The following is a 20,803-nucleotide window of genomic DNA, read 5'->3' on the forward strand; positions in this document are numbered from 1 at the left end:
GTCGCAAGCCCAAGGTTAACGCCGTCCGCCGTCCGCTACAAATTGTCACAAATTCCGCAGCACGCCGGCCGGTTTCTGGTTCAGGGCCAGCAAGGTCCCGGCCAGGCCGAGGCCGACCGTGACGATCAGGGCGACCATGACCACGACAGCCGCACTGCCGGCCTGCCAGATGAAGCTCAGCGTCATCAGCCGGCTAACGATCAGCCAGGCCGCGATCGAGCCGGCGATCACGCCAAACACCGCGGTCGCCAACCCGATCATCAGGTATTCCAGGGCATAGGCGCCGAGCAGGCGGGCCCTCGTTGCGCCCAGCGTCTTCAGGATGACTGCGTCGTAGACCCGGTGGCGGTGGCCGGCGGCCAGCGCGCCGCCGAGCACCAGGACCGCCGAGATCAGCGTCACCGCACTGGCGCCGCGGATCGCGACCACCAGGTTGGTGACGACCGTGCCGACGGTTTGCAGCGCCTCGCGCACCCGTACGCTGGTCACCATCGGGAAGGCGTCGGCCACCTGCCGGATGATCCGGGCGTCGCCGGCCGGGTCCGGCTCTTTCTCGGACAGCGTCGCGACATGGCTGTGCGGCGCGCCCTTGAAGGCGTTGGGCGAGAACGCCAGCACGAAATTGATGCCGAGCCCCTGCCAGTCCACCTCGCGCAAATTGCTGATTCGAGCCGTGATGTCCCGGCCGAGCACGTTGACGACGAGTTCGTCGCCAATCTTGAGCCGCAGACCGTCGGCGATCTTCTTTTCCATCGACACCAGCGCGGGGCCGGCATAGTCGGCGCTCCACCATTGGCCCTCGACGATCCTCGAACCCTTCGGAATTTCGCGCGTATAGGTCAGCCCGCGATCGCTTTGCAGCACCCATTCGGTATCCTGCGACGGCTTCAGTTCGTCGGCCTTGACGCCGCGGGCGGCGACGATGCGCCCGCGCAGCATCGGCACGTCTTCGACGGTTGATTGCGGCGCGATCTGCTTCAGGAAGGCGCCGAAGCGGTCAGCGTCGGCGGTCGGAATGTCGATGAAGAAGAACGAGGGCGCCCGCTCCGGCAGCGCGGCGAGGAATTGCCGGCGCAGATTGCCGTCGATCTGGGTGATCGTGACCAGCACGGCGAGCCCGAGGCCGAGCGACATCACAACCGAGGGCGTCAATGCGCCGGGCCTGTAGATGTTGGCGATCGCCAGCCGCAGCATGGTGATCCGGCTCCGGGGCAGCCGGCGTGCCAGCGCCATCAGGCCAGCGGCGACGCCACGCAGCAGCGCGAATACGGCGACCGAAGCGCCGACGAACACGGCCGCGATCCGCTTGTCGTAAGCGAGCCCGATGGCGACCGCGACCAGCAGCGCGATCACCACGGCCATCAGCGCAAGGTAGCTCCAGCGCGGGCGGCGCCATTCACGGGCGACCTCGTCGCGAAACAGCGCCGCGACCGGCACGTCGTGCGCCCGGCCCAGCGGCCACAGCCCGAACGCCAGCGCGGTGAGCAGGCCGTAGATGAACGACAGCGCCAGTTCACCGGGATGCAAGGCAGGGATCACCGGCAGCGGCAGCAGTTTGCCGAACAGGGCCACGATGAGGAACGGCAAGGCGGCGCCGAGCGCCAACCCGATCGCCGAACCGATCCCGGCCAGCACGACCACCTGGGTCAGATAGATCGTGAAAACGTCGCGTCCGGTGGCGCCCAGCGCCTTGTAGGCGGCGATGACATCGCGGCGGCGATCGATGTGGCTTTTGACCGCGTTGGCGACGCCGACGCCGCCGACCAGCAGCGCGGCAAGGCCGACCAGCGTCAGGAACTGGGTGAAGCGCTGGATGGTGCGTTCGAGCTGCGGCGAGGCATTGTTGCGGCTGCGGATCCACCAGCCGGCTTCCGGCAGGGCGCTCCGGGCGCTTTCTTCCAGGCGGGCCGCGCCGCGTTCGTCGGCCGCATTGTCGGGCAGTTTCACCCGGTACATCCAGCGAACCAGGCTGCCGGGTTGCAGCAAGCCGGTGGCGCGCAGGCTCGCTTCGCTGACGAGGACGCGCGGACCCAGCCCGACATTGCCGGCGAGTTTGTCCGGCTCGGCGCCGACCACGCTGCGGATCTGGAAGGTGGCGTTGCCGATGCCGATGCGGTCGCCGAGATTGAGGTCGAGCCGCGCCAGCAAGGTGGTATCGACCGCCGCGCCGAACGCGCCATCGCGCTCGGCCAGCAGATCCGCCATCGGCATCTGGGGCTGGAGCGTCACTTCCCCCAGCATCGGGTAGCTGCCGTCCACGGCCTTCAATTCAACCAGCGCCAGCCTGTCGTCCTGGCCGCGGGCCATGACGCGCAACGCCGCCGCCACCGACACCTGGCCGCGCGCGCGCAGGAAGGCGATTTCCTCCGGCTTGGCCTCGCGCTGGATCAGCGAAAACGCGACGTCGCCGCCCAGCAGTGTCCGCCCCTCGCGGGCCAGGCCTGCGCTGAGGCTGGCGGCAACCGAGCCGACTCCGGCGATCGCCATCACGCCGAGCGCAATGCAGGCGATGAAGACGTAAAAGCCGCGCAGGCCGCCGCGCATTTCGCGCAAGGCATAACGCAACGCCAGCGCTGACGCGCGGCTGCGGTAAACCGGTTCTGAGATGGCGGTCATGAATGGCCGTCGATGCGGCCCGAACGCAGCCGGACCACCCGGTCGCAGCGCTGCGCCAGCGCGGTGTCGTGCGTCACCAGCACCAGCGTCATGCCGCGCTCGGCGTGTTTGGTGAACAGCAGATCGACGATCTGCCGGCCGGTCGCCTCATCGAGGTTGCCGGTGGGCTCATCCGCGACCAGGATCGCCGGGTCGGGCGCCAGCGCCCGTGCCAGCGCCACGCGCTGCTGTTCGCCGCCGGACAATTGGGTCGGATAATGGTGCAGGCGATCGCCGAGACCGACTGCGGTCAGTTCCTGCGCGGCGCGCTGCGCGGCCGCGGGATTGCCCGCGAGTTCCAGCGGCACCGCGACGTTCTCCAGTGCCGTCATGGTCGGGATCAGGTGAAAGGACTGGAACACGATGCCGACCTGGCGGCCGCGAAAGCGGGCCAGCGCATCCTCGTCGAGGGCATTGAACGGGGTGCCGCTGACCACCACCTCTCCGCTGTCAGGACGCTCCAGCCCCGCCATCACCATCAGCAAGGTCGATTTGCCCGAACCTGATGGACCGACCAGGCCGATCGCTTCGCCGGACGCCACGCGAAGGCTGATATCTTTCAGGATATGAACGCGTGCAGGGCCGGAGCCGAGCGAGAGGTTGACGTTGGAAATGCAAATGGTGTCCGGCCCGAGGCCGGTCAGGGAAGGGGATTCGATGAGACTGTCCATGGCTCGGTCATATGGCACTTCCGCCGCTCGGGTCGAGGGCCGGAGGCGAATGTTTGCGCACATAGCCGTGTTGTTGATGGCCTTGATGACCGCGGGCCCGGTTTTCGCCCAGGCCCCGGCCGCCGCGCCGGGGAGGTCCGTCAAGATGGTCGTCCTCGGCGATTCCTTAAGCGCCGGCTACGGCCTGCCGGCGTCGGCGGCATTCCCGGCTCGGCTGAAAAGCGCTTTGAATGGCAAAGGGTTGAAGGTCGACATGATCAATGCCGGGGTCTCCGGCGATACCTCCACCGGGGGCCGCGACCGGCTGGATTGGTCGATCCCCGAGGGGACTGAAGCGGTGATCCTGGAACTCGGCGCCAATGACGCCCTGCGCGGGACCGACCCCGCGGTCACCCGCGCTGCGCTGGCCGATATCCTGACGCGGCTGAAGGCGCGCAACATCGCCGTTCTCTTGTGCGGCATGCTCGCCCCGCCGAACTACGGCAGCGACTACGCCGCCCGCTTCAACGCGATCTATCGGGATCTTTCGAAATCCTTTGGCGTGCCGCTCTATCCGTTCTTTCTGGAGGGGGTCGCTGCCGACGCCAGGCTGAACCAGCCCGACGGGCTGCATCCGACCGCGGAGGGCATCGATGTCATCGTGAAGAATATCCTGCCTGCGGTGGAGGCGCTTCTCGGCACCCTATCCCCGCAACGGAGTTGACAAGGGGATAACCGATAACGTTACCCCGATTTTTCCGGCAGCCATGCGCTGCGCCCGCGCCGGGTGCTTCGCAGGGTCATACAAGTCAGGTAAAAATTGCAAATCGGTGATTCGTCACCGGGTTTGCCGTCAGGCGCAAGCCTCTGGCCTTGCGCCTTTGCATCGAGGACTTTGCGATGCCGCGTTTGTTCGCTGGACTGGAAATTCCGGCCGAGATCGGCCAGGGCCTCTCCCATTTGCGCGGCGGCCTTCCCGGCGCCCGCTGGATCGATCCCGAAAATTACCACGTCACCTTGCGCTTTATCGGCGATATCGACGGCATGTCGGCCAACGAAATCGCCTCGATGCTGGTCCGGGTCAACCGCCGGCCATTCGAGGTCAAGGTGCGGGGCTTGCAGAGCTTTGGCGGCAAGAAACCGCGCGCCGTGGTGGCTTCCGTCGAGCCGAGCCGGCCGCTGATCGAACTGCAGGCCGAGCTTGAGCGGCTGATGCAGCGGATCGGGCTCGATCCCGAGGGTCGCAAATTCACCCCGCATGTGACCCTGGCGCGGCTGCATGACGCCTCCAGCCAGGACGTTGCCGATTATCTTTCGGTGCGCGGCTATTTTCCGAGCCGTACCTTCCTGGCCTCGCGATTCGTGCTGTTCTCCTCCCGCGCCTCCACCGGCGGCGGGCCCTATGTGGTCGAGGATTCCTACGCGTTGAGCGCGTGACGAGCTACGGTTTCGGCGTGCAGCGTCGTGCTTGCATGCCCCCAGCACCAATTCGCGGCTTGCAATTTCCGCACGTTTGAGGCCGTAAGGGGGCCATGCTGTCGGGCCAACCCACCTCGTTCCGCGCGCAATACCAGGCCCTCGTCGCCTCCGGCGCCATCGAGGCCGACCCCGCGCAGGCCACTGCAGCCGAGGCGTTCGCCGCACTTGAGGAGCGGCTGTCGAGCTACAAGCCGTTGCGCAGGCAGGGCCTTCTCGGCCGGCTGTTCGCCGACAGGAAAGAGCCCTCGCCGCGGGGTCTCTACGTCCACGGCGATGTTGGCCGCGGCAAGACCATGCTGATGGATATGTTCTTTCAGCAGAGCCCGGTCCGGCACAAGCGCCGCGCCCATTTCCACGAATTCATGGCCGAGGTCCACGAGCGGATCTACGGCTATCGCCAGAATATCGCGCGCGGCGAGGTCGGCGATGGCGACGTGATCGCGCTGACGGCGAATGCCATCTTCGACGAGGCGTGGCTGTTGTGCTTCGATGAATTCCACGTCACCGACATCGCCGACGCCATGATCCTGGGGCGGCTGTTCGCGAAACTGTTCGAGCTCGGCACCGTGGTGGTGGCGACCTCGAACGTCGCGCCTGAGGATCTTTACAAAGGCGGCCTCAACCGTGCGCTGTTTCTGCCCTTCATCGCGCAGATCGCTGACGGCATGGACGTGCTGCGGCTGGATGCGCGCACCGATTTCCGGCTGGAGAAGCTCGTTGGCGTCAAGATGTGGCTGGTGCCGCCGGACGATGAGGCCGGCGCCGCGCTTGACCGCGCCTGGGGCAGGATGACCGGCAACGCCCCCTGCAGGCCGCGCGACATTGCCATCAAGGGCCGGCTTCTGCGCGTGCCCTGTTCGGCGCGCGGCGTCGCGCGATTTGGGTTTGCCGATCTTTGCGAGAAGCCGCTGGCCGCGTCGGACTATCTGCGGCTGGCGCATGATTATCACACCATCCTGATCGACCGCATTCCGGTCATGGATTACGCCGAACGCAACGCGGCCAAGCGTTTCATCGCGCTGATCGATACGCTCTACGACAACGCGGTGAAGCTGATGGCCTCGGCGGAGGCCGATCCGGCGGCGCTGTATCGGGCCACCGACGGCATCGAGGCCAGCGAGTTCAGGCGGACCTCGTCACGGCTGATCGAAATGAGCTCCCAGTCCTACCTGGCGCTCCCGCATGGCCGAACGGACTCCGCAGCGAGCGGGTCGAGCACGGGACTGGTGGAGACGTGACGCCGCCGTCATTCCGGGGCGCGCGTCAGCGCGAACCCGGAATCCAGAAGTTGAGGCGCGAGATTCCGGGTTCATCGCTGCGCGATGCCCCGGAATGACGAACTGGGGCCTGACCGAAATCAGGGCAGGATCGAGAATAGGTACGCGCCGACTTGAACCCGCTTATCGAAAGAGATAACCAGCCACCCAGCTTCCTGTTCACCCCTCCTCTCGTTTCAGAAGGACAGATTTCCCATGGCGCGCGACAAGATTGCCTTGATTGGCTCCGGTCAGATCGGCGGAACGCTGGCTCACCTCATCGGCCTGAAGGAACTGGGCGACGTCGTGATGTTCGATATCGCCGAGGGCGTGCCGCAGGGCAAGGCGCTCGACATCGCGCAGTCCTCCCCGGTGGACGGTTTCGACGCCCATCTGACCGGCGCCAATTCCTATGAGGCGCTCGACAACGCCAAGGTCTGCATCGTCACCGCCGGGGTGCCGCGCAAGCCCGGCATGAGCCGCGACGATCTCCTGAGCATCAACCTCAAGGTCATGGAGCAGGTCGGCGCCGGCATCAAGAAATACGCCCCCGATGCCTTCGTCATCTGCATCACCAACCCGCTGGATGCGATGGTGTGGGCGCTGCAGAAGGCTTCCGGCATGCCGCACAAGAAGGTGGTCGGCATGGCCGGTGTGCTGGACTCCTCGCGGTTTCGCTACTTCCTCGCCGACGAATTCAATGTTTCGGTCGAGGACGTCACCGCCTTCGTGCTCGGTGGCCATGGCGACACCATGGTACCGTTGACGCGCTATTCCACCGTCGCCGGCATTCCGCTGCCCGATCTCGTCAAGATGGGTTGGACCTCGCAGGCGCGCATCGACGAGATCGTCGACCGGACCCGCAATGGCGGCGCCGAAATCGTCAACCTGCTGAAAACAGGCTCGGCCTTCTACGCGCCGGCGGCTTCTGCGGTCGCGATGGCCGAAAGCTACCTGAAGGACAAGAAGCGCGTGCTGCCCTGTGCCGCCTACCTCAACGGCGAATACGGCGTGAAGGACATGTATGTCGGCGTGCCGGTCGTGATCGGCGCCAAGGGAGTCGAACGCATCGTCGAGATCGAGCTCGCCGGCAAGGACCGTGAAGCTTTCGACAAGTCGGTGGGGGCGGTCCAGGGCCTCGTTGACGCCTGCAAGAAGATCGCGCCCGACCTGCTCGGACGTTGATCTGTCCGCTATTCCGGCCCGCTGGCGGGCCGGAAGCCTTTTCAGGCGGCGTTCTGTTCTTGGCTAAACTGTAGCAATCGCCGCACCGGGTTTTGGGGAACGTCCAGATGAACATCCATGAATACCAGGCCAAGGCCCTGCTGCATGAATTCGGCGTGCCGATTTCACGCGGCGTCGCTGTCCTGAATGCCTCGGATTCGGACGCCGCCGCCAGGGCGCTTCCCGGCCCGATCTGGGTGGTGAAGAGCCAGATCCACGCCGGCGGCCGCGGCAAGGGCAAGTTCAAGGAGGCCTCCGCCGGGGACAAGGGCGGCGTCCGCATCGCCAGGTCGATCGCCGAGGTCAACGAATTCGCCAAGCAGATGCTGGGCGCAACCCTGGTCACGATCCAGACCGGCGCGGCCGGCAAGCAGGTCAACCGCCTCTACATCGAGGAAGGCTCCGATATCGACAAGGAGTTCTATCTCTCGATCCTGGTCGACCGCGAAACCAGCGAAGTGTCGTTCGTGGTTTCGACCGAAGGCGGTGTCAATATCGAGGAAGTCGCCCACCAGACGCCGGAAAAGATCGTGACCTTCTCGGTCGATCCCGTCACCGGCATCATGGGCCATCACGGCCGCAGGGTGGCGAAGGCGCTCAATCTTACCGGCGACCTCGCCAGGCAGGCGGAGAAGCTGGTGGCGCAACTCTACAGCGCCTTTGTCGCCAAGGACATGGCGATGCTGGAGATCAATCCGCTGGTCGTCACCAGGCAGGGCGAACTGCGTGTGCTCGACGCCAAGGTCTCGTTCGACGACAACGCGCTCTTCCGCCATCCTGAGATTGCGGTGGCGTTGCGCGATTTGACCGAAGAAGACGCCAAGGAGATCGAGGCGTCGAAATACGATCTCAATTACGTGACGCTGGACGGCACCATCGGCTGCATGGTCAACGGCGCCGGCCTTGCCATGGCGACCATGGACATCATCAAGCTCTACGGCATGGAGCCGGCCAACTTCCTCGACGTCGGCGGCGGCGCCACCGTGGAAAAGGTGGCGGCGGCGTTCAAGATCATCACCGCCGATCCCAAGGTCAAGGGCATTCTGGTCAACATCTTCGGCGGCATCATGAAGTGCGACGTGATCGCCGAGGGCGTGGTTGCCGCGGTGAAGCAGGTCGGCCTCAAAGTGCCGCTGGTGGTGCGGCTCGAAGGCACCAATGTCGACGCCGGCAAGAAGATCATCCGCGAAAGCGGCCTCAACGTGCTGGCGGGCGACAATCTCGACGATGCCGCCCAGAAGATCGTGAAAGCCGTCAAGGGAGGGTAACGATGGCCGACCATCTCGCCGCGCCGACGCCGCTGGAAGAACACCGCAAGCTCTCGGTGTTCGCCGGCGAATGGAAGGGCGAGGAGATGGTTTACCCGTCGCGCTGGACCGCGGGCGGGCCGGCCACCTCGCATGTGGTCGCCCGCGTCGATCTCAACGGCTTCTACCTGATCCAGGACACCCGCCAGTTGCGCGACGGCAAGGAGACCTTCGCCACCCATGGCGTGTTCACCTATGACCGCGACGACCGGCACTACAAGCTGTTCTGGCACGATTCGCTCGGCTACTATTCGCCGGCGCCGGCCTCCGGCGGCTGGACCGGCAAGACGCTGATCCTGGTGCGCGGCTCGCTGCGCGGCAATGCGCGCCACGTCTACGAAATCGTCGACAGCGACAGCTACACCATGAAGATCCAGTTCTCACCCGATTCCGAGGGGTGGGCCGACGTGCTCACCGGCGTCTACCGGCGGGTCAAATAAGCCAATTCTTTCCAGCCTGCTTTTCCCGGCCATCCACGAAAGCGTCATCCATCATGTCCGTCCTGATCGACAAGAACACCAAAGTCATCTGCCAGGGGTTTACCGGCAAGAACGGCACCTTTCATTCGGAAGCCGCGATCGCCTACGGGACGAAAATGGTCGGCGGCACCTCGCCGGGCAAGGGCGGCTCGAAGCATCTCAATTTGCCGGTGTTCGACACCGTCGCCGAGGCGCGCGAAAAAACCGGAGCGGACGCCTCGGTGATCTACGTGCCGCCGCCGGGCGCGGCGGATGCGATCTGCGAGGCGATCGACGCGGAAATCCCGCTGATCGTCTGCATCACCGAGGGCATTCCGGTGCTCGACATGGTCAAGGTCAAGCGCGCGCTGTCGGGCTCGAAATCGCGGCTGATCGGGCCGAACTGTCCGGGCGTGATGACCGCCGGCGAATGCAAGATCGGCATCATGCCGGCCAACATCTTCAAGCCCGGCAGCGTCGGCATCGTCTCCCGCTCGGGCACGCTGACCTATGAGGCGGTATTCCAGACCACCCAGGAAGGCCTCGGCCAGACCACCGCGGTCGGAATCGGCGGCGACCCGGTCAAGGGCACGGAATTCATCGACGTGCTTGAGATGTTCCTGGCCGATCCCAGGACCACCTCGATCATCATGATCGGCGAAATCGGTGGCTCGGCCGAAGAAGACGCTGCCCAATTCATCAAGGACGAGGCGAGGCGCGGGCGCAGCAAGCCGATTGTCGGCTTTATCGCCGGCGTCACCGCCCCGCCCGGCCGCCGCATGGGCCATGCCGGCGCAATCATCTCCGGCGGCAAGGGCGACGCCGGCTCCAAGACCGCGGCGATGGAATCGGCCGGAATCACGGTTTCGCTGTCCCCGGCGCGGCTCGGGCACACGCTTGCCGAAAAATTGAAGTCTTAATTCACTTCTTGGCTCTTTTCGGCGCGAACATCCGCCCCAAATAGGGTAAAGATTCCCCCATTCGGCGGTTCGCTTCCCCGCGCCCGCTAAAGCGCCGTCTTCCATGCGCCAAAGCTGAAACCACCAGGACGCCATCATGTCTCGCCAGGACGCGAATGCTGCATTTGCTCTCTCCTCGTTTTTGCAGGGCACCAACGCCGCCTATATCGACGACCTCTATGCCCGCTATGAGCAGGACCCCGCATCGGTCGATCGCGACTGGCAGGAGTTCTTCAAGAGCCTGAAAGACGCCCCCGCCGACGTCCAGAAGAACGCCGGGGGCGCCTCCTGGGGGCGCGACAACTGGCCGATCACCCCGCGCGACGAGCTGACCTCGGCGCTCGATGGCAACTGGGCCACGGTGGAGAAAACCGTCGGCGCCAAGCTTTCTGCCAGGGCGCAGGCCAAGGGCGCGGAGCTCTCGGCCGCTGACGTCAACCAGGCGACGCGCGATTCGGTTCGCGCCCTGATGCTGATCCGCGCCTACCGCATGCGTGGCCACTTCCACGCCAAGCTCGATCCGCTCGGCATCGAGGCGCCGCGCGATCGCGAAGAGCTCGATCCGCGCAGCTACGGCTTTGCCGAAGCCGATTTCGACCGCAAGATCTTCCTCGACCACGTCCTTGGCCTCGAATACGGCACGCTTCGCGAGATTGTGGCGATCTGCGAGCGCACCTACTGCCAGACGCTCGGCGTCGAGTTCATGCACATCACCAGCGCCGCGCAGAAGGCCTGGATCCAGGAGCGCATCGAGGGCCCGGACAAGGAAATCAGTTTCACCCGCGAGGGACGTCGCGCCATCCTCAACAAGCTGATTGAGGCCGAAGGCTTTGAGAAGTTCTGTGATCTCAAGTTCACCGGCACCAAGCGCTTCGGCCTCGACGGCGCAGAATCGCTGATCCCGGCGCTGGAGCAGATCATCAAGCGCGGCGGCAATCTCGGCGTAAAGGAGATCGTCCTGGGCATGCCGCATCGCGGCCGGCTTAACGTGCTGACCCAGGTGATGGGCAAGCCGCACCGCGCGCTGTTCCATGAGTTCAAGGGCGGCTCCGCCAATCCCGACGCGGTCGAAGGCTCCGGCGACGTCAAATACCATCTCGGCGCGTCGTCAGACCGCGAGTTCGACAACAACCGCATTCATCTGTCGCTGACCGCCAACCCGTCGCATCTTGAGATCGTCGATCCCGTGGTGCTCGGAAAGGTGCGCGCCAAGCAGGACCAGCACGGCGATCCGCCGGACATGCGCATTTCCGTGCTGCCGATGCTGATGCATGGCGACGCCGCGTTCGCCGGCCAGGGCGTGGTGGCCGAATGCTTCGCCCTGTCCGACCTGAAGGGTTACCGCACCGGCGGCTCGCTGCATTTCATCGTCAACAACCAGATCGGCTTCACCACCTATCCGCGGTATTCGCGCTCCTCGCCCTATCCCTCCGACGTCGCGAAGATGATCGACGCGCCGATCTTCCATGTGAACGGCGACGATCCGGAAGCGGTAGTCTTCGCGGCCAAGGTCGCGATCGAGTTCCGGCAGAAGTTCCACAAGCCGGTCGTCATCGACATGTTCTGCTACCGCCGCCACGGCCACAATGAGGGCGACGAGCCGGCGTTCACCCAGCCGGTGATGTACAAGAGGATCGCAACGCATCCCGGTACGGTCGAGATCTATTCCAAGCGGCTGATCGCCGACGGCGTGATAACCGAGGGCGAGGTCGAGAAGGCCAAGGCCGACTGGCGCGCGCGGCTCGATGCCGAGCTCGAGGCCGGCTCCGGCTACAAGCCGAACAAGGCCGACTGGCTCGACGGCAAATGGGCCGGCTTCAAGTCCGCCGACCAGGAAGAGGACGCCCGTCGCGGCGTTACCGGCGTCGACGTCAATCTCCTCAAGGAGATCGGGCGCAAGATCACCAGGGTGCCGGACGGTTTCCGGGTCCACCGCACCATCCAGCGTTTCCTGGAAAACCGCGCCAAGGCGATCGACAACGGCGTCGGCATCGACTGGGCCACCGGCGAGGCGCTGGCGTTCTGCACGCTGTTGCAGGAAGGCCATCACGTCCGGCTGTCGGGACAGGACTCCGAGCGCGGCACCTTCTCGCAGCGCCATTCGGTGCTGATCGACCAGGAAGACGAGAGCCGCTACACGCCGTTCAACCATCTCGGCCACGACCAGGGTCACTACGAGGTCATCAACTCGCTGCTGTCAGAGGAGGCGGTGCTCGGTTTCGAGTACGGCTATTCGCTGGCGGAGCCGAAGGCGCTGGCGATGTGGGAAGCCCAGTTCGGCGACTTCGCCAACGGCGCGCAGGTGCTGTTCGATCAGTTCATCTCCTCCGGCGAACGCAAATGGCTGCGGATGTCCGGTCTCGTCTGCCTGCTGCCGCATGGCTATGAAGGGCAGGGACCGGAGCACTCCTCGGCGCGGCTCGAACGTTTCCTGCAGATGTGCGCCGAAGACAACATGCAGGTAGTGTATCCCACGACGCCGGCGAATTATTTCCACGTGCTGCGCCGCCAGCTCCATCGCGAGATCCGCAAGCCGCTGATCCTGATGACGCCGAAGTCGCTGTTGCGGCACAAGCGCGCGGTATCGCGGCTGGATGAACTGGGCGCCGACGCCACCTTCCACCGCATCCTCTATGACGACGCGCAGATTCTGCCCGGCGAGAAGATCAGGCTGGTCGCGGACGACAAGATCCGCCGCGTCGTGCTGTGCGCGGGCAAGGTCTATTACGATCTGTACGAGGAGCGCGAGAAGCGCGACGTCGACGACATCTACATTTTGCGCGTCGAGCAGCTTTATCCGGTGCCGCTGAAGGCGCTGGTGCAGGAGCTCGCCCGCTTCAAGAATGCCGAAGTGGTCTGGTGCCAGGAGGAGCCGCGCAACATGGGGGCGTGGCACTTCATCGAGCCCTATCTCGAATGGGTGCTGAACCAGGTCCATGCGCCGAACCGGCGGCCCCGCTACGCCGGCCGCGCGGCCTCGGCCGCGACCGCCACCGGCTTGATGTCGAAGCACCTGGCGCAGCTCAAGGCGATGCTGGATGAGGCGCTCGGTTAGGAAATCACCGTTCGTCATGCTCCGCCTTGTGCGCAATTGCGCACTGGAGCGGGGCATCCAGTACGCCGAGCCGTTCATTCTAGGATCGCGACCGTCTCGGAGTACTGGATCGTCCGCCTCCGCGGACGATGACAGTGGAATCAATTGAGGAAACAGACCATGACTGAAATACGTGTTCCGACGCTCGGCGAGTCCGTCACGGAAGCCACCATCGGCCGCTGGTTCAAGAAGGCCGGCGACGCCGTGGCGGTGGACGAGCCGCTGGTCGAACTCGAGACCGACAAGGTCACCATCGAAGTGCCGGCGCCCTCCGCCGGCGTGCTCGGCGAGATCGCGGCCAAGGACGGCGAGACCGTCGCCGTCGGCGCGCTGCTCGGGCAGATCAACGACGGCGCAACCGGCGGCGCCCGGTCGGCGCCCGTCGCCGCCAGGGCAGCGGCAGCGCCAGCGCCAGCGCCCGCTGCGGCGTCGAAATCCGCCGCCGCCGATGCGCCGCTGGCGCCGTCGGTGAGAAAACTCTCCGCCGACAGCGGCGTCGACGCCGCGACCGTGCCCGGCTCCGGCAAGGACGGCCGCGTCACCAAGGGCGACATGCTGGCCGCGATCGAGAAGGCGGCATCGGCGCCGACCCCGGTCAATCAGCCGGCGGCCTCCGTGCAGGTGCGCGCGCCGTCACCCGCCGACGACGCCGCGCGCGAGGAGCGCGTGAAGATGACGCGGCTGCGCCAGACCATCGCGCGGCGGCTGAAGGACGTGCAGAACACGGCGGCGATGCTCACGACCTTCAACGAGGTCGATATGAGCCACATCATGGCGATGCGGTCGCAATACAAGGACGTGTTCGAGAAGAAGCATGGCAGCAAGCTCGGCTTCATGGGCTTCTTCACCAAGGCCGTGGTGCAGGGGCTGAAGGACATTCCGGCCGTCAACGCCGAGATCGACGGCACCGACCTGATCTACAAGAATTATTATCACATCGGGGTTGCCGTCGGCACCGACAAGGGCCTGGTCGTGCCCGTGGTGCGCGACTGCGACCAGAAGTCGATTTCCGACATCGAGAAGGCCATTGCCGATTTCGGCCGCCGCGCCCGCGATGGCCAGCTCAAGATCGACGAGATGCAGGGCGGCACCTTCACCATCACCAATGGCGGCATCTACGGTTCGCTGATGTCGACGCCGATCCTGAACGCGCCGCAATCCGGCATCCTCGGCATGCACAAGATCCAGGAGCGCCCGATGGTGGTCGCCGGCAAGGTCGAAATCCGCCCGATGATGTATCTGGCGCTGTCCTACGATCACCGCGTGATCGACGGCAAGGAAGCGGTGACGTTCCTGGTCCGTGTCAAGGAAAGCCTGGAGGATCCGGCGCGGCTGGTGCTGGATCTCTAGTATCGACTGCCGACGTTGCGCTCGCGGCCGGTGTCGCGAACTGTCGTTCAATGCGCGTTGACTTGTGGGGGCTGATGTGACGGACAAGGTTGTTGTGATTACCGGCGGCAGCCGCGGCATCGGCCGCGCCACCGCGCTTGCTGCCGCCGCGCGCGGTTATCGCGTCGTGGTCGGCTACGCAAGCAATCAGGGCGCCGCGAACGAAGTCGTTTCGCTGATCGAGGGCAAGAACGGCAAGGCCATTGCCGTGAAATGCGATGTCGCCAGCGAGGCGGACATTCTCGCGCTTTTCAAGGCGGCTGACGCATTCGGCACGCTCGGCGCACTCGTCAACAATGGCGGCATCGTCGGCAAAAGTGGCGTGCGGGTCGACGAGATGTCGGCCGAGCGCATCCAGCGCGTGATGGCGATCAACGTCACCGGCAGCATTCTGTGCGCGCGCGAGGCCGTCAAGCGCATGTCGACCAAACATGGCGGCAAGGGCGGCGTCATCGTCAACATCTCCTCGGTGGCGGCCAGGCTCGGCGCGCCCAACACCTATGTCGATTATGCCGCCTCCAAGGGCGCGATCGACTCCTTTACGGTCGGCCTCGGCCATGAAGTCGCGGGTGAAGGCATCCGCGTCGCGGGAATCCGGCCCGGACTCATCGACACTGAAATCCACGCCGCCGGCGGCGAGCCCGACCGCGCGCACCGGCTCGCGCCCATGGTGCCGATGAAGCGCGTCGGTACCGCAGATGAAATCGCCAATGCCATCGTCTGGCTGATGTCGGACGAGGCCTCCTATGTCACCGGTACCACTCTCGATGTGTCAGGCGGGCGCTGACGCCTGAGACGCTTCCCAGCTACAGGACCTCGATCATGGCCACCTACGATCTCGTCGTCATCGGCACCGGACCGGGCGGATATGTCTGCGCGGTGCGCGCGGCGCAACTCGGCATGAAGGTCGCCGTGGTCGAGAAGAACCCGACGCTGGGCGGCACCTGCCTCAATGTCGGCTGCATGCCGTCGAAGGCGCTGCTGCATGCGTCCGAGATGTTCGAGGAGGCCTCGCATTCGTTTGCGAAAATGGGCATCGGCGTTTCCACGCCGAAGCTCGACCTGCCCGCGATGATGAATTTCAAGCAGCAGGGCATCGACGGCAACGTCAAGGGCGTCGAGTTCCTGATGAAGAAGAACAAGATCGAAATTATCAGCGGCAAGGGCCGGATCCTCGGCGCCGGCAAGGTCGAAGTCACCGCCGGCGACGGCAAGGCGCGGACGGTGGAGGCGAAAAACATCGTCATCGCCACCGGCTCCGACATCGCGCGGCTGAAGGGCATCGAGATCGACGAGAAGCGCATCGTATCCTCGACCGGCGCGCTGTCGCTCGACAAGGTGCCGTCCAGCCTCCTGATCGTCGGCGCCGGCGTGATCGGGCTGGAGCTCGGCTCGGTGTGGCACCGGCTCGGCGCCAAGGTGACTGTGGTCGAGTTCCTCGATCGCATCCTGCCCGGCATGGACGGCGAGGTGGCCAAGCAATTCCAGCGCATCCTCGAGAAGCAGGGCTTTGCGTTCAAGCTCGGCGCCAAGATGACCGGCGTCGACAAGTCGGGCAAGACGCTGAAGGCGGCGGTCGAGCCGGCGGCGGGCGGCGCCGCGCAAACGCTGGAAGCCGACGTGGTGCTGGTCGCCATCGGCCGGGTGCCCTACACCGAGGGGCTCGGCTGCAAGGAAGCCGGCATCGCGCTCGACGATCGCGGCCGGGTGCAGATCGACGCGCATTTCTCCACCAGCGTGAAGGGCGTCTATGCGATCGGCGACGTGGTCGCCGGCCCGATGCTGGCGCACAAGGCCGAGGACGAGGGCGTCGCCTGCGCCGAAATCATCGCCGGACAGGCCGGGCACGTGAACTACGACGTCATTCCCGGCGTCGTCTACACCACGCCGGAAGTGTCGTCGGTCGGCAAGACCGAGGAAGAGCTGAAGCAGGCCGGCGTGGCCTATACAACGGGCAAGTTTCCCTTCACCGCCAACGGCCGCTCCAAGGTCAACCAGACCACGGATGGTTTCGTGAAGATTCTGGCGGATGCGAAGACCGATCGTGTGCTTGGCGTGCACATCGTCGGCCGCGAGGCCGGCGAACTGATCCATGAAGCGGCCGTTCTGATGGAGTTCGGCGGCTCCGCCGAGGATCTGGCGCGGACCTGCCATGCCCATCCCACCCGCTCGGAGGCGGTCAAGGAAGCCGCGCTTGCGGTCGGCAAGCGCGCGATCCATATGTGATCGAGTTTCCGCTTGAGCGTGCACGGGGCGCGGTGAGGTCTTCACCTCTCCCGCTTGCGGGGTCGAGACGAGCGAAGCTCGCTCTTAGGTCGTATCGCATCGAAGATGCGATACGGGTGGGGGAAGGTCTCTCCAAACGGACAGTGTTACTCGCGGCGGCACCCCCACCCCGACCCTCCCCCGCACGCGGGAGAGGGAGTTTTCTACTCAATGCAGATGCAGCAGATGCGGCGCGTAGAGGCCGAGCAAGGTCATGCCGATGCCCGCGATCGCCAGCACGCCTGACGCCCAGGCCAGCACGATCATGCCGGTGATGATGGTGGCCGAAGCCAGCACGATGCCGATCTGGAAGGCGGCCGAGGCGATCTCGTAATGGTGGTACTTCGCCGTCGCGTCGTCGCGCTGCTTCTCGGCCTGCTTGGCGCGCTTGGCCAGTTCTTCCGAGCCTTCGCCGGTTTCTGGCTCCGAGCGATAGCGCGCCGCGGTCTTGGTCCAGTCGTCGATCTGCTTTTGCAGCGCCGCCTTGGCGGCGGCGTCATTGACCGTCCCGAGGCTGAGCTTGGCATGCTCCGAGGTGGCCTGGACTACGGTGCGCCGGATGCTTTTGGCCTGGAAGAACGCCCACAGGTTGGAAGCCTCGACATTCTTGCTGATGGATTCGGTCTGCGCCCCCTTGCCCAGCGTTTCCGACAGCGCCAGGAACAGCGCGATCACGGCGATCAGCAACGCGATCCGCTTGTTCGATCCTGATGCGTGCTCGGCGTGCTCGGCATGCTCCATGCTTTCATGTGCGCCCATGATTCCCCTCCTGCCATTGGCGGCGGCACGATTGCCGAACCGCAACGCCGGCGCAAGGGGCATGCCGAGGAAGCCATCGATGTGACGGGAGTGTGTCGGCGGCGGGCGCCGGAAGATTCTAGCGGCGCGGATGCGCGGTCTTGTACACTTCCAGCAGCCGCTCGGCGTCGATGCCGGTGTAGATCTGCGTGGTCGAAAGCGAGGCGTGGCCGAGCAGTTCCTGGATCGAGCGCAGATCGCCGCCGCGGCTGAGCAGATGGGTGGCGAAGGAATGCCGCAGCGCATGCGGCGTCGCGCTGTCGGGCACGCCGAGCGCGCCGCGCAGCCGCGCCATGGTCAGCTGGATGATCCGCGGCGAAAGCGGCCCGCCGCGGGCGCCGACGAAGATCGGACCGGTCGGCGGCAGCGGATGCGGGCACATCGCGATATATTCGGCGATCAGCGCCAGCACGTTCTGCAGTACCGGCACCATCCGGGTCTTATTGCCCTTGCCGGTCACGATGATGACGTCGCCTTCGCCGGGCCTGGGCACGTCCTGGCGCTTGAGCCCGAGCGCCTCGGAGATGCGCAGGCCTGATCCGTAGAGCAGCGCCATCACCGCGGCGTCGCGCGCCCAGATCCAGGGATCGCGGGTCTCGCCGGCGCGCTCGTCGGCATCGGCGAAGCGCCTGGCGGCCGCGATCTGGATCGGCTTCGGCAGGCTCTTGCCGATCTTGGGGGCGCGGATCGCCGACAATGCGCCGACCCTGCCCTTGCCCTCCCGTTCCAGAAAACGCCCGAATGAACGCAGCCCCGCCAGCGCCCGCATCAAGGACCGCCCGCCAATGTCGTCGGCGCGGCGCATCGCCATGAACGCCCTGATGTCGGTGGCTTCCAGCGCCGCAAAGCGCTTCAACGTAACCTTTCCGCCCCAGTGCCCGGCCAGAAAAACGAGGCATTGGCGCAGGTCGCGCGCATAGGCTTCGAGCGTTTTCGGCGACAGCCGCCGCTCGGCGCGCAGATGCGTCAGCCAGCGCGCCATCTCGCGGGCGAGGCCCTCGTCGGCGCAGTCGAGCTCGATCGGTTGAAGTGCCGGAACTGGCTTGGCCATGACCCCTGTCCTGGAGGCGGTGATTCCCTTATATCGCACCTCCTTCGTTTACTGTTCGCTAACTTGCCGCGGCGGCGCTAGCCTTGCTGCGGATACCTCACGCCCGATTCCCGATGGACCGCGCCGCCCGCACCAGCACCTCATCCGCATCCGCAACGCGCGTCGTCGACGTGCTGGTGCCGGTTGCGCTCAACCAGGCCTATTCCTACCGGGTGCCGCGCGGCATGGCGCTGCAGCCCGGCGACGTCGTTTGCGTGCCGCTCGGCGCGCGCGAGGTGGTCGGGGTGGTGTGGGCGGAGAACGCCAATCCCGATCCGCGCCTGCACAACCGCCTGAAGGACGTCGGCGAAAAGCTCGACGTGCCGCCGCTGAAGGATGAGTTGCGCAGCCTGGTCGACTGGGTCGCCACCTACACCCTGTCGGCGCGCGGCATGGTGCTGCGCATGGCGCTGCGCATGGGCGAGAATCTCGGGCCGGAGCGGATGCGGCTCGGCGTGCGGCTGGTCGGCGAGGCGCCGCGGCGCCTGACGCCGGCGCGACAGCGCCTGATCGCGGCGCTGTCGGACGGCCTGTTGCACGGCAAGTCGGAAGCCGCGCGGGAAGCCGGCGTCAGCGCCGGGGTGGTCGACGGCCTGGTCGACGAAGGCACGCTCGCCATCGAGGCGATGCCGCCGCCACCGCCGCCGCCGGCGCCCGATCCCGGCTTTGCGCAGCCGGAGTTTTCCCGCCAGCAACGCACGGCGGTCGATGCCATGCGGGCGCTCGCCGCCAGCGGCAGCTTTCACGTCGCGCTGCTCGACGGCGTCACCGGCTCGGGCAAGACCGAGGTCTATTTCGAGGCGGTGGCCGAAATCATCCGGCGCGGCAAGCAGTCGCTGATCCTGATGCCGGAGATCGCGCTGACCGGACAGTTTCTCGATCGCTTCGCCGAACGCTTCGGCGTGCGTCCGCTGGAATGGCATTCCGAACTGACGCCGCGCACGCGGCAGCGCAATTGGGCGGCGATATCGGCAGGCAGCGCGCCGGTCGTGGTCGGCGCGCGCTCGGCGCTGTTTCTGCCCTATGCGGATCTCGGCCTGATCATCGTCGACGAGGAACACGACCAGGCCTACAAGCAGGACGAAGGCGCGCATTACCACGCCCGCGACATGGCGGTGGTGCGCGCCCATATCGCGAAGATTCCGATCGTGCTGGCGTCGGCGACGCCGTCGGTCGAAACCGAGGTCAACGCGCGCAAGGGACGCTATCAGCGCGTCGCGCTGCCGTCGCGGTTCGGCGGCCAGCACATGCCGCATATCGAGGCGATCGACCTGCGCCGCGCCCCGCCGCCGCGCGGCCGCTTCATCTCGCCTGTTCTCGCCGAGCAAATCCGGTTCGCGATCGAGAAGCGCGAACAGGCGCTGTTGTTCCTCAATCGCCGCGGCTACGCGCCGCTGACCCTGTGCCGGGCCTGCGGGCACCGCTTTGCCTGCACCATCTGCGACGCCTGGCTGGTCGATCATCGCTTTCGTCAGCGGCTGGTCTGCCATCATTGCGGTTTCTCGATGCCGCGCCCGAACATCTGCCCGCATTGCCAGGCCGAGGAATCGCTGGTCGCAGTGGGCCCGGGCGTCGAACGGCTGCAGGAGGAGGCCGCGGCGCTGTTTCCGGAAGCCCGCACCATAGTGCTGTCGAGCGACCTGATCACTTCGATCGAGGCCATGCGTAGCGAGCTGAACGACATCGCCGAAGGCCGCGTCGACATCATCATCGGGACCCAGCTGGTGGCGAAGGGGCATAACTTCCCGCGCCTCAATCTGGTCGGCGTGGTCGATGCGGATCTGGGCCTCGGCAACGGCGATCCGCGCGCCGCCGAGCGGACGTTCCAGCTGCTCAACCAGGTGATCGGCCGCGCCGGGCGGGATCAGGGCCGCGGGGTCGGATATCTGCAGACCCACCAGCCCGAGCATCCCGTGATGAAGGCGCTGGTCGCCAGCGACCGCGAGGCGTTCTATGCCAGCGAGATCGAGGCGCGCGAGCGCGCCGGCTATCCGCCGTTCGGTCGGCTGGCGAGCCTGATCATCTCCGCCGGCGACCGCCCCACCGCCGAAAGTTTCGCGCGCAGGCTCGCCGCCACCGCGCCGATCGACGAGCGCATCCAGGTGCTCGGCCCTGCCGAGGCGCCGCTGGCCGTCATCAAGGGCCGCTACCGCTTCCGCCTGCTGGTGAAGTCGCTGCG

16 protein-coding genes are annotated in these 20,803 nt (G+C 65.9%); 12 read left to right on the plus strand and 4 right to left on the minus strand.

The window, feature by feature from the left end; genetic code table 11:
• Positions 1 to 45 precede the first annotated feature (45 nt).
• Both Q0D31_RS21395 and Q0D31_RS21400 read right to left on the minus strand, forming a co-directional pair.
• A complete protein-coding gene (locus tag Q0D31_RS21395; RefSeq protein ID WP_291855746.1) occupies positions 46 to 2,616 on the minus strand; it encodes an ABC transporter permease in 2,571 nt (856 codons plus the stop codon).
• The gene (locus Q0D31_RS21400) at positions 2,613 to 3,326 is read right to left on the minus strand and encodes an ABC transporter ATP-binding protein (protein ID WP_291855749.1); all 714 of its coding nucleotides are present in this window, start codon (positions 3,324 to 3,326) and stop codon (positions 2,613 to 2,615) included. Before Q0D31_RS21400 ends, Q0D31_RS21395 begins: the two co-directional genes overlap by 4 nt.
• On the opposite strand from Q0D31_RS21400, the gene Q0D31_RS21405 reads away from it, so the two are divergent.
• From Q0D31_RS21405 to lpdA, 11 genes are all read left to right on the plus strand, one after another.
• Entirely contained in the window at positions 3,325 to 4,029 is a 705-nt protein-coding gene (locus Q0D31_RS21405) for an arylesterase (RefSeq protein WP_291855752.1), read from the plus strand. The genes Q0D31_RS21400 and Q0D31_RS21405 overlap by 2 nt on opposite strands.
• Before the next feature lie 176 nt (positions 4,030 to 4,205).
• Positions 4,206 to 4,742 (plus strand): RNA 2',3'-cyclic phosphodiesterase, encoded by a 537-nt coding sequence (thpR, locus tag Q0D31_RS21410; RefSeq protein ID WP_291855755.1) that lies wholly within the window; start codon positions 4,206 to 4,208, stop codon positions 4,740 to 4,742.
• A 95-nt stretch (positions 4,743 to 4,837) separates the two neighbouring features.
• Complete coding sequence (gene zapE, locus Q0D31_RS21415) at positions 4,838 to 6,022, plus strand: cell division protein ZapE (RefSeq protein ID WP_291855760.1); 1,185 nt, start codon at positions 4,838 to 4,840, stop codon at positions 6,020 to 6,022.
• A gap of 234 nt (positions 6,023 to 6,256) precedes the next feature.
• Entirely contained in the window at positions 6,257 to 7,225 is a 969-nt protein-coding gene (gene mdh / locus Q0D31_RS21420; protein ID WP_291855763.1) for a malate dehydrogenase, read from the plus strand.
• Positions 7,226 to 7,332: 107 nt separating this feature from the next.
• Positions 7,333 to 8,532, plus strand: coding sequence for an ADP-forming succinate--CoA ligase subunit beta (gene sucC, locus Q0D31_RS21425; RefSeq protein WP_291855766.1), 1,200 nt, complete (start codon positions 7,333 to 7,335; stop codon positions 8,530 to 8,532).
• 2 nt (positions 8,533 to 8,534) lie between these two features.
• Positions 8,535 to 9,011, plus strand: a complete 477-nt coding sequence (locus tag Q0D31_RS21430; protein WP_291855769.1) for a DUF1579 family protein — start codon at positions 8,535 to 8,537, stop codon at positions 9,009 to 9,011.
• Positions 9,012 to 9,064: 53 nt separating this feature from the next.
• Positions 9,065 to 9,949, plus strand: a complete 885-nt coding sequence (sucD, locus tag Q0D31_RS21435; RefSeq protein WP_291855773.1) for a succinate--CoA ligase subunit alpha — start codon at positions 9,065 to 9,067, stop codon at positions 9,947 to 9,949.
• Between the two features lie 136 nt (positions 9,950 to 10,085).
• A complete protein-coding gene (locus tag Q0D31_RS21440) occupies positions 10,086 to 13,043 on the plus strand; it encodes a 2-oxoglutarate dehydrogenase E1 component (RefSeq protein WP_291855776.1) in 2,958 nt (985 codons plus the stop codon).
• A gap of 159 nt (positions 13,044 to 13,202) precedes the next feature.
• Complete coding sequence (odhB, locus tag Q0D31_RS21445) at positions 13,203 to 14,432, plus strand: 2-oxoglutarate dehydrogenase complex dihydrolipoyllysine-residue succinyltransferase (protein ID WP_291855779.1); 1,230 nt, start codon at positions 13,203 to 13,205, stop codon at positions 14,430 to 14,432.
• Positions 14,433 to 14,508: 76 nt separating this feature from the next.
• Entirely contained in the window at positions 14,509 to 15,258 is a 750-nt protein-coding gene (locus Q0D31_RS21450; protein ID WP_291855782.1) for an SDR family oxidoreductase, read from the plus strand.
• 35 nt (positions 15,259 to 15,293) lie between these two features.
• Complete coding sequence (lpdA, locus tag Q0D31_RS21455) at positions 15,294 to 16,697, plus strand: dihydrolipoyl dehydrogenase (protein WP_291855785.1); 1,404 nt, start codon at positions 15,294 to 15,296, stop codon at positions 16,695 to 16,697.
• A gap of 207 nt (positions 16,698 to 16,904) precedes the next feature.
• On the opposite strand, the gene Q0D31_RS21460 is transcribed toward lpdA, so the two are convergent.
• Both Q0D31_RS21460 and Q0D31_RS21465 read right to left on the minus strand, forming a co-directional pair.
• A complete protein-coding gene (locus Q0D31_RS21460; protein ID WP_291855788.1) occupies positions 16,905 to 17,495 on the minus strand; it encodes a DUF4337 domain-containing protein in 591 nt (196 codons plus the stop codon).
• Positions 17,496 to 17,613: 118 nt separating this feature from the next.
• The gene (locus tag Q0D31_RS21465; protein ID WP_291855791.1) at positions 17,614 to 18,585 is read right to left on the minus strand and encodes a tyrosine recombinase XerC; all 972 of its coding nucleotides are present in this window, start codon (positions 18,583 to 18,585) and stop codon (positions 17,614 to 17,616) included.
• Positions 18,586 to 18,698: 113 nt separating this feature from the next.
• Here Q0D31_RS21465 and Q0D31_RS21470 point away from each other — a divergent pair.
• Positions 18,699 to 20,803: primosomal protein N' (locus Q0D31_RS21470; RefSeq protein WP_291855796.1), on the plus strand; the 2,105-nt coding region annotated here is incomplete at its 3' end.

This window comes from Bradyrhizobium sp. (assembly GCF_022844465.1).
Classification (GTDB): Bacteria; Pseudomonadota; Alphaproteobacteria; order Rhizobiales; family Xanthobacteraceae; genus Bradyrhizobium.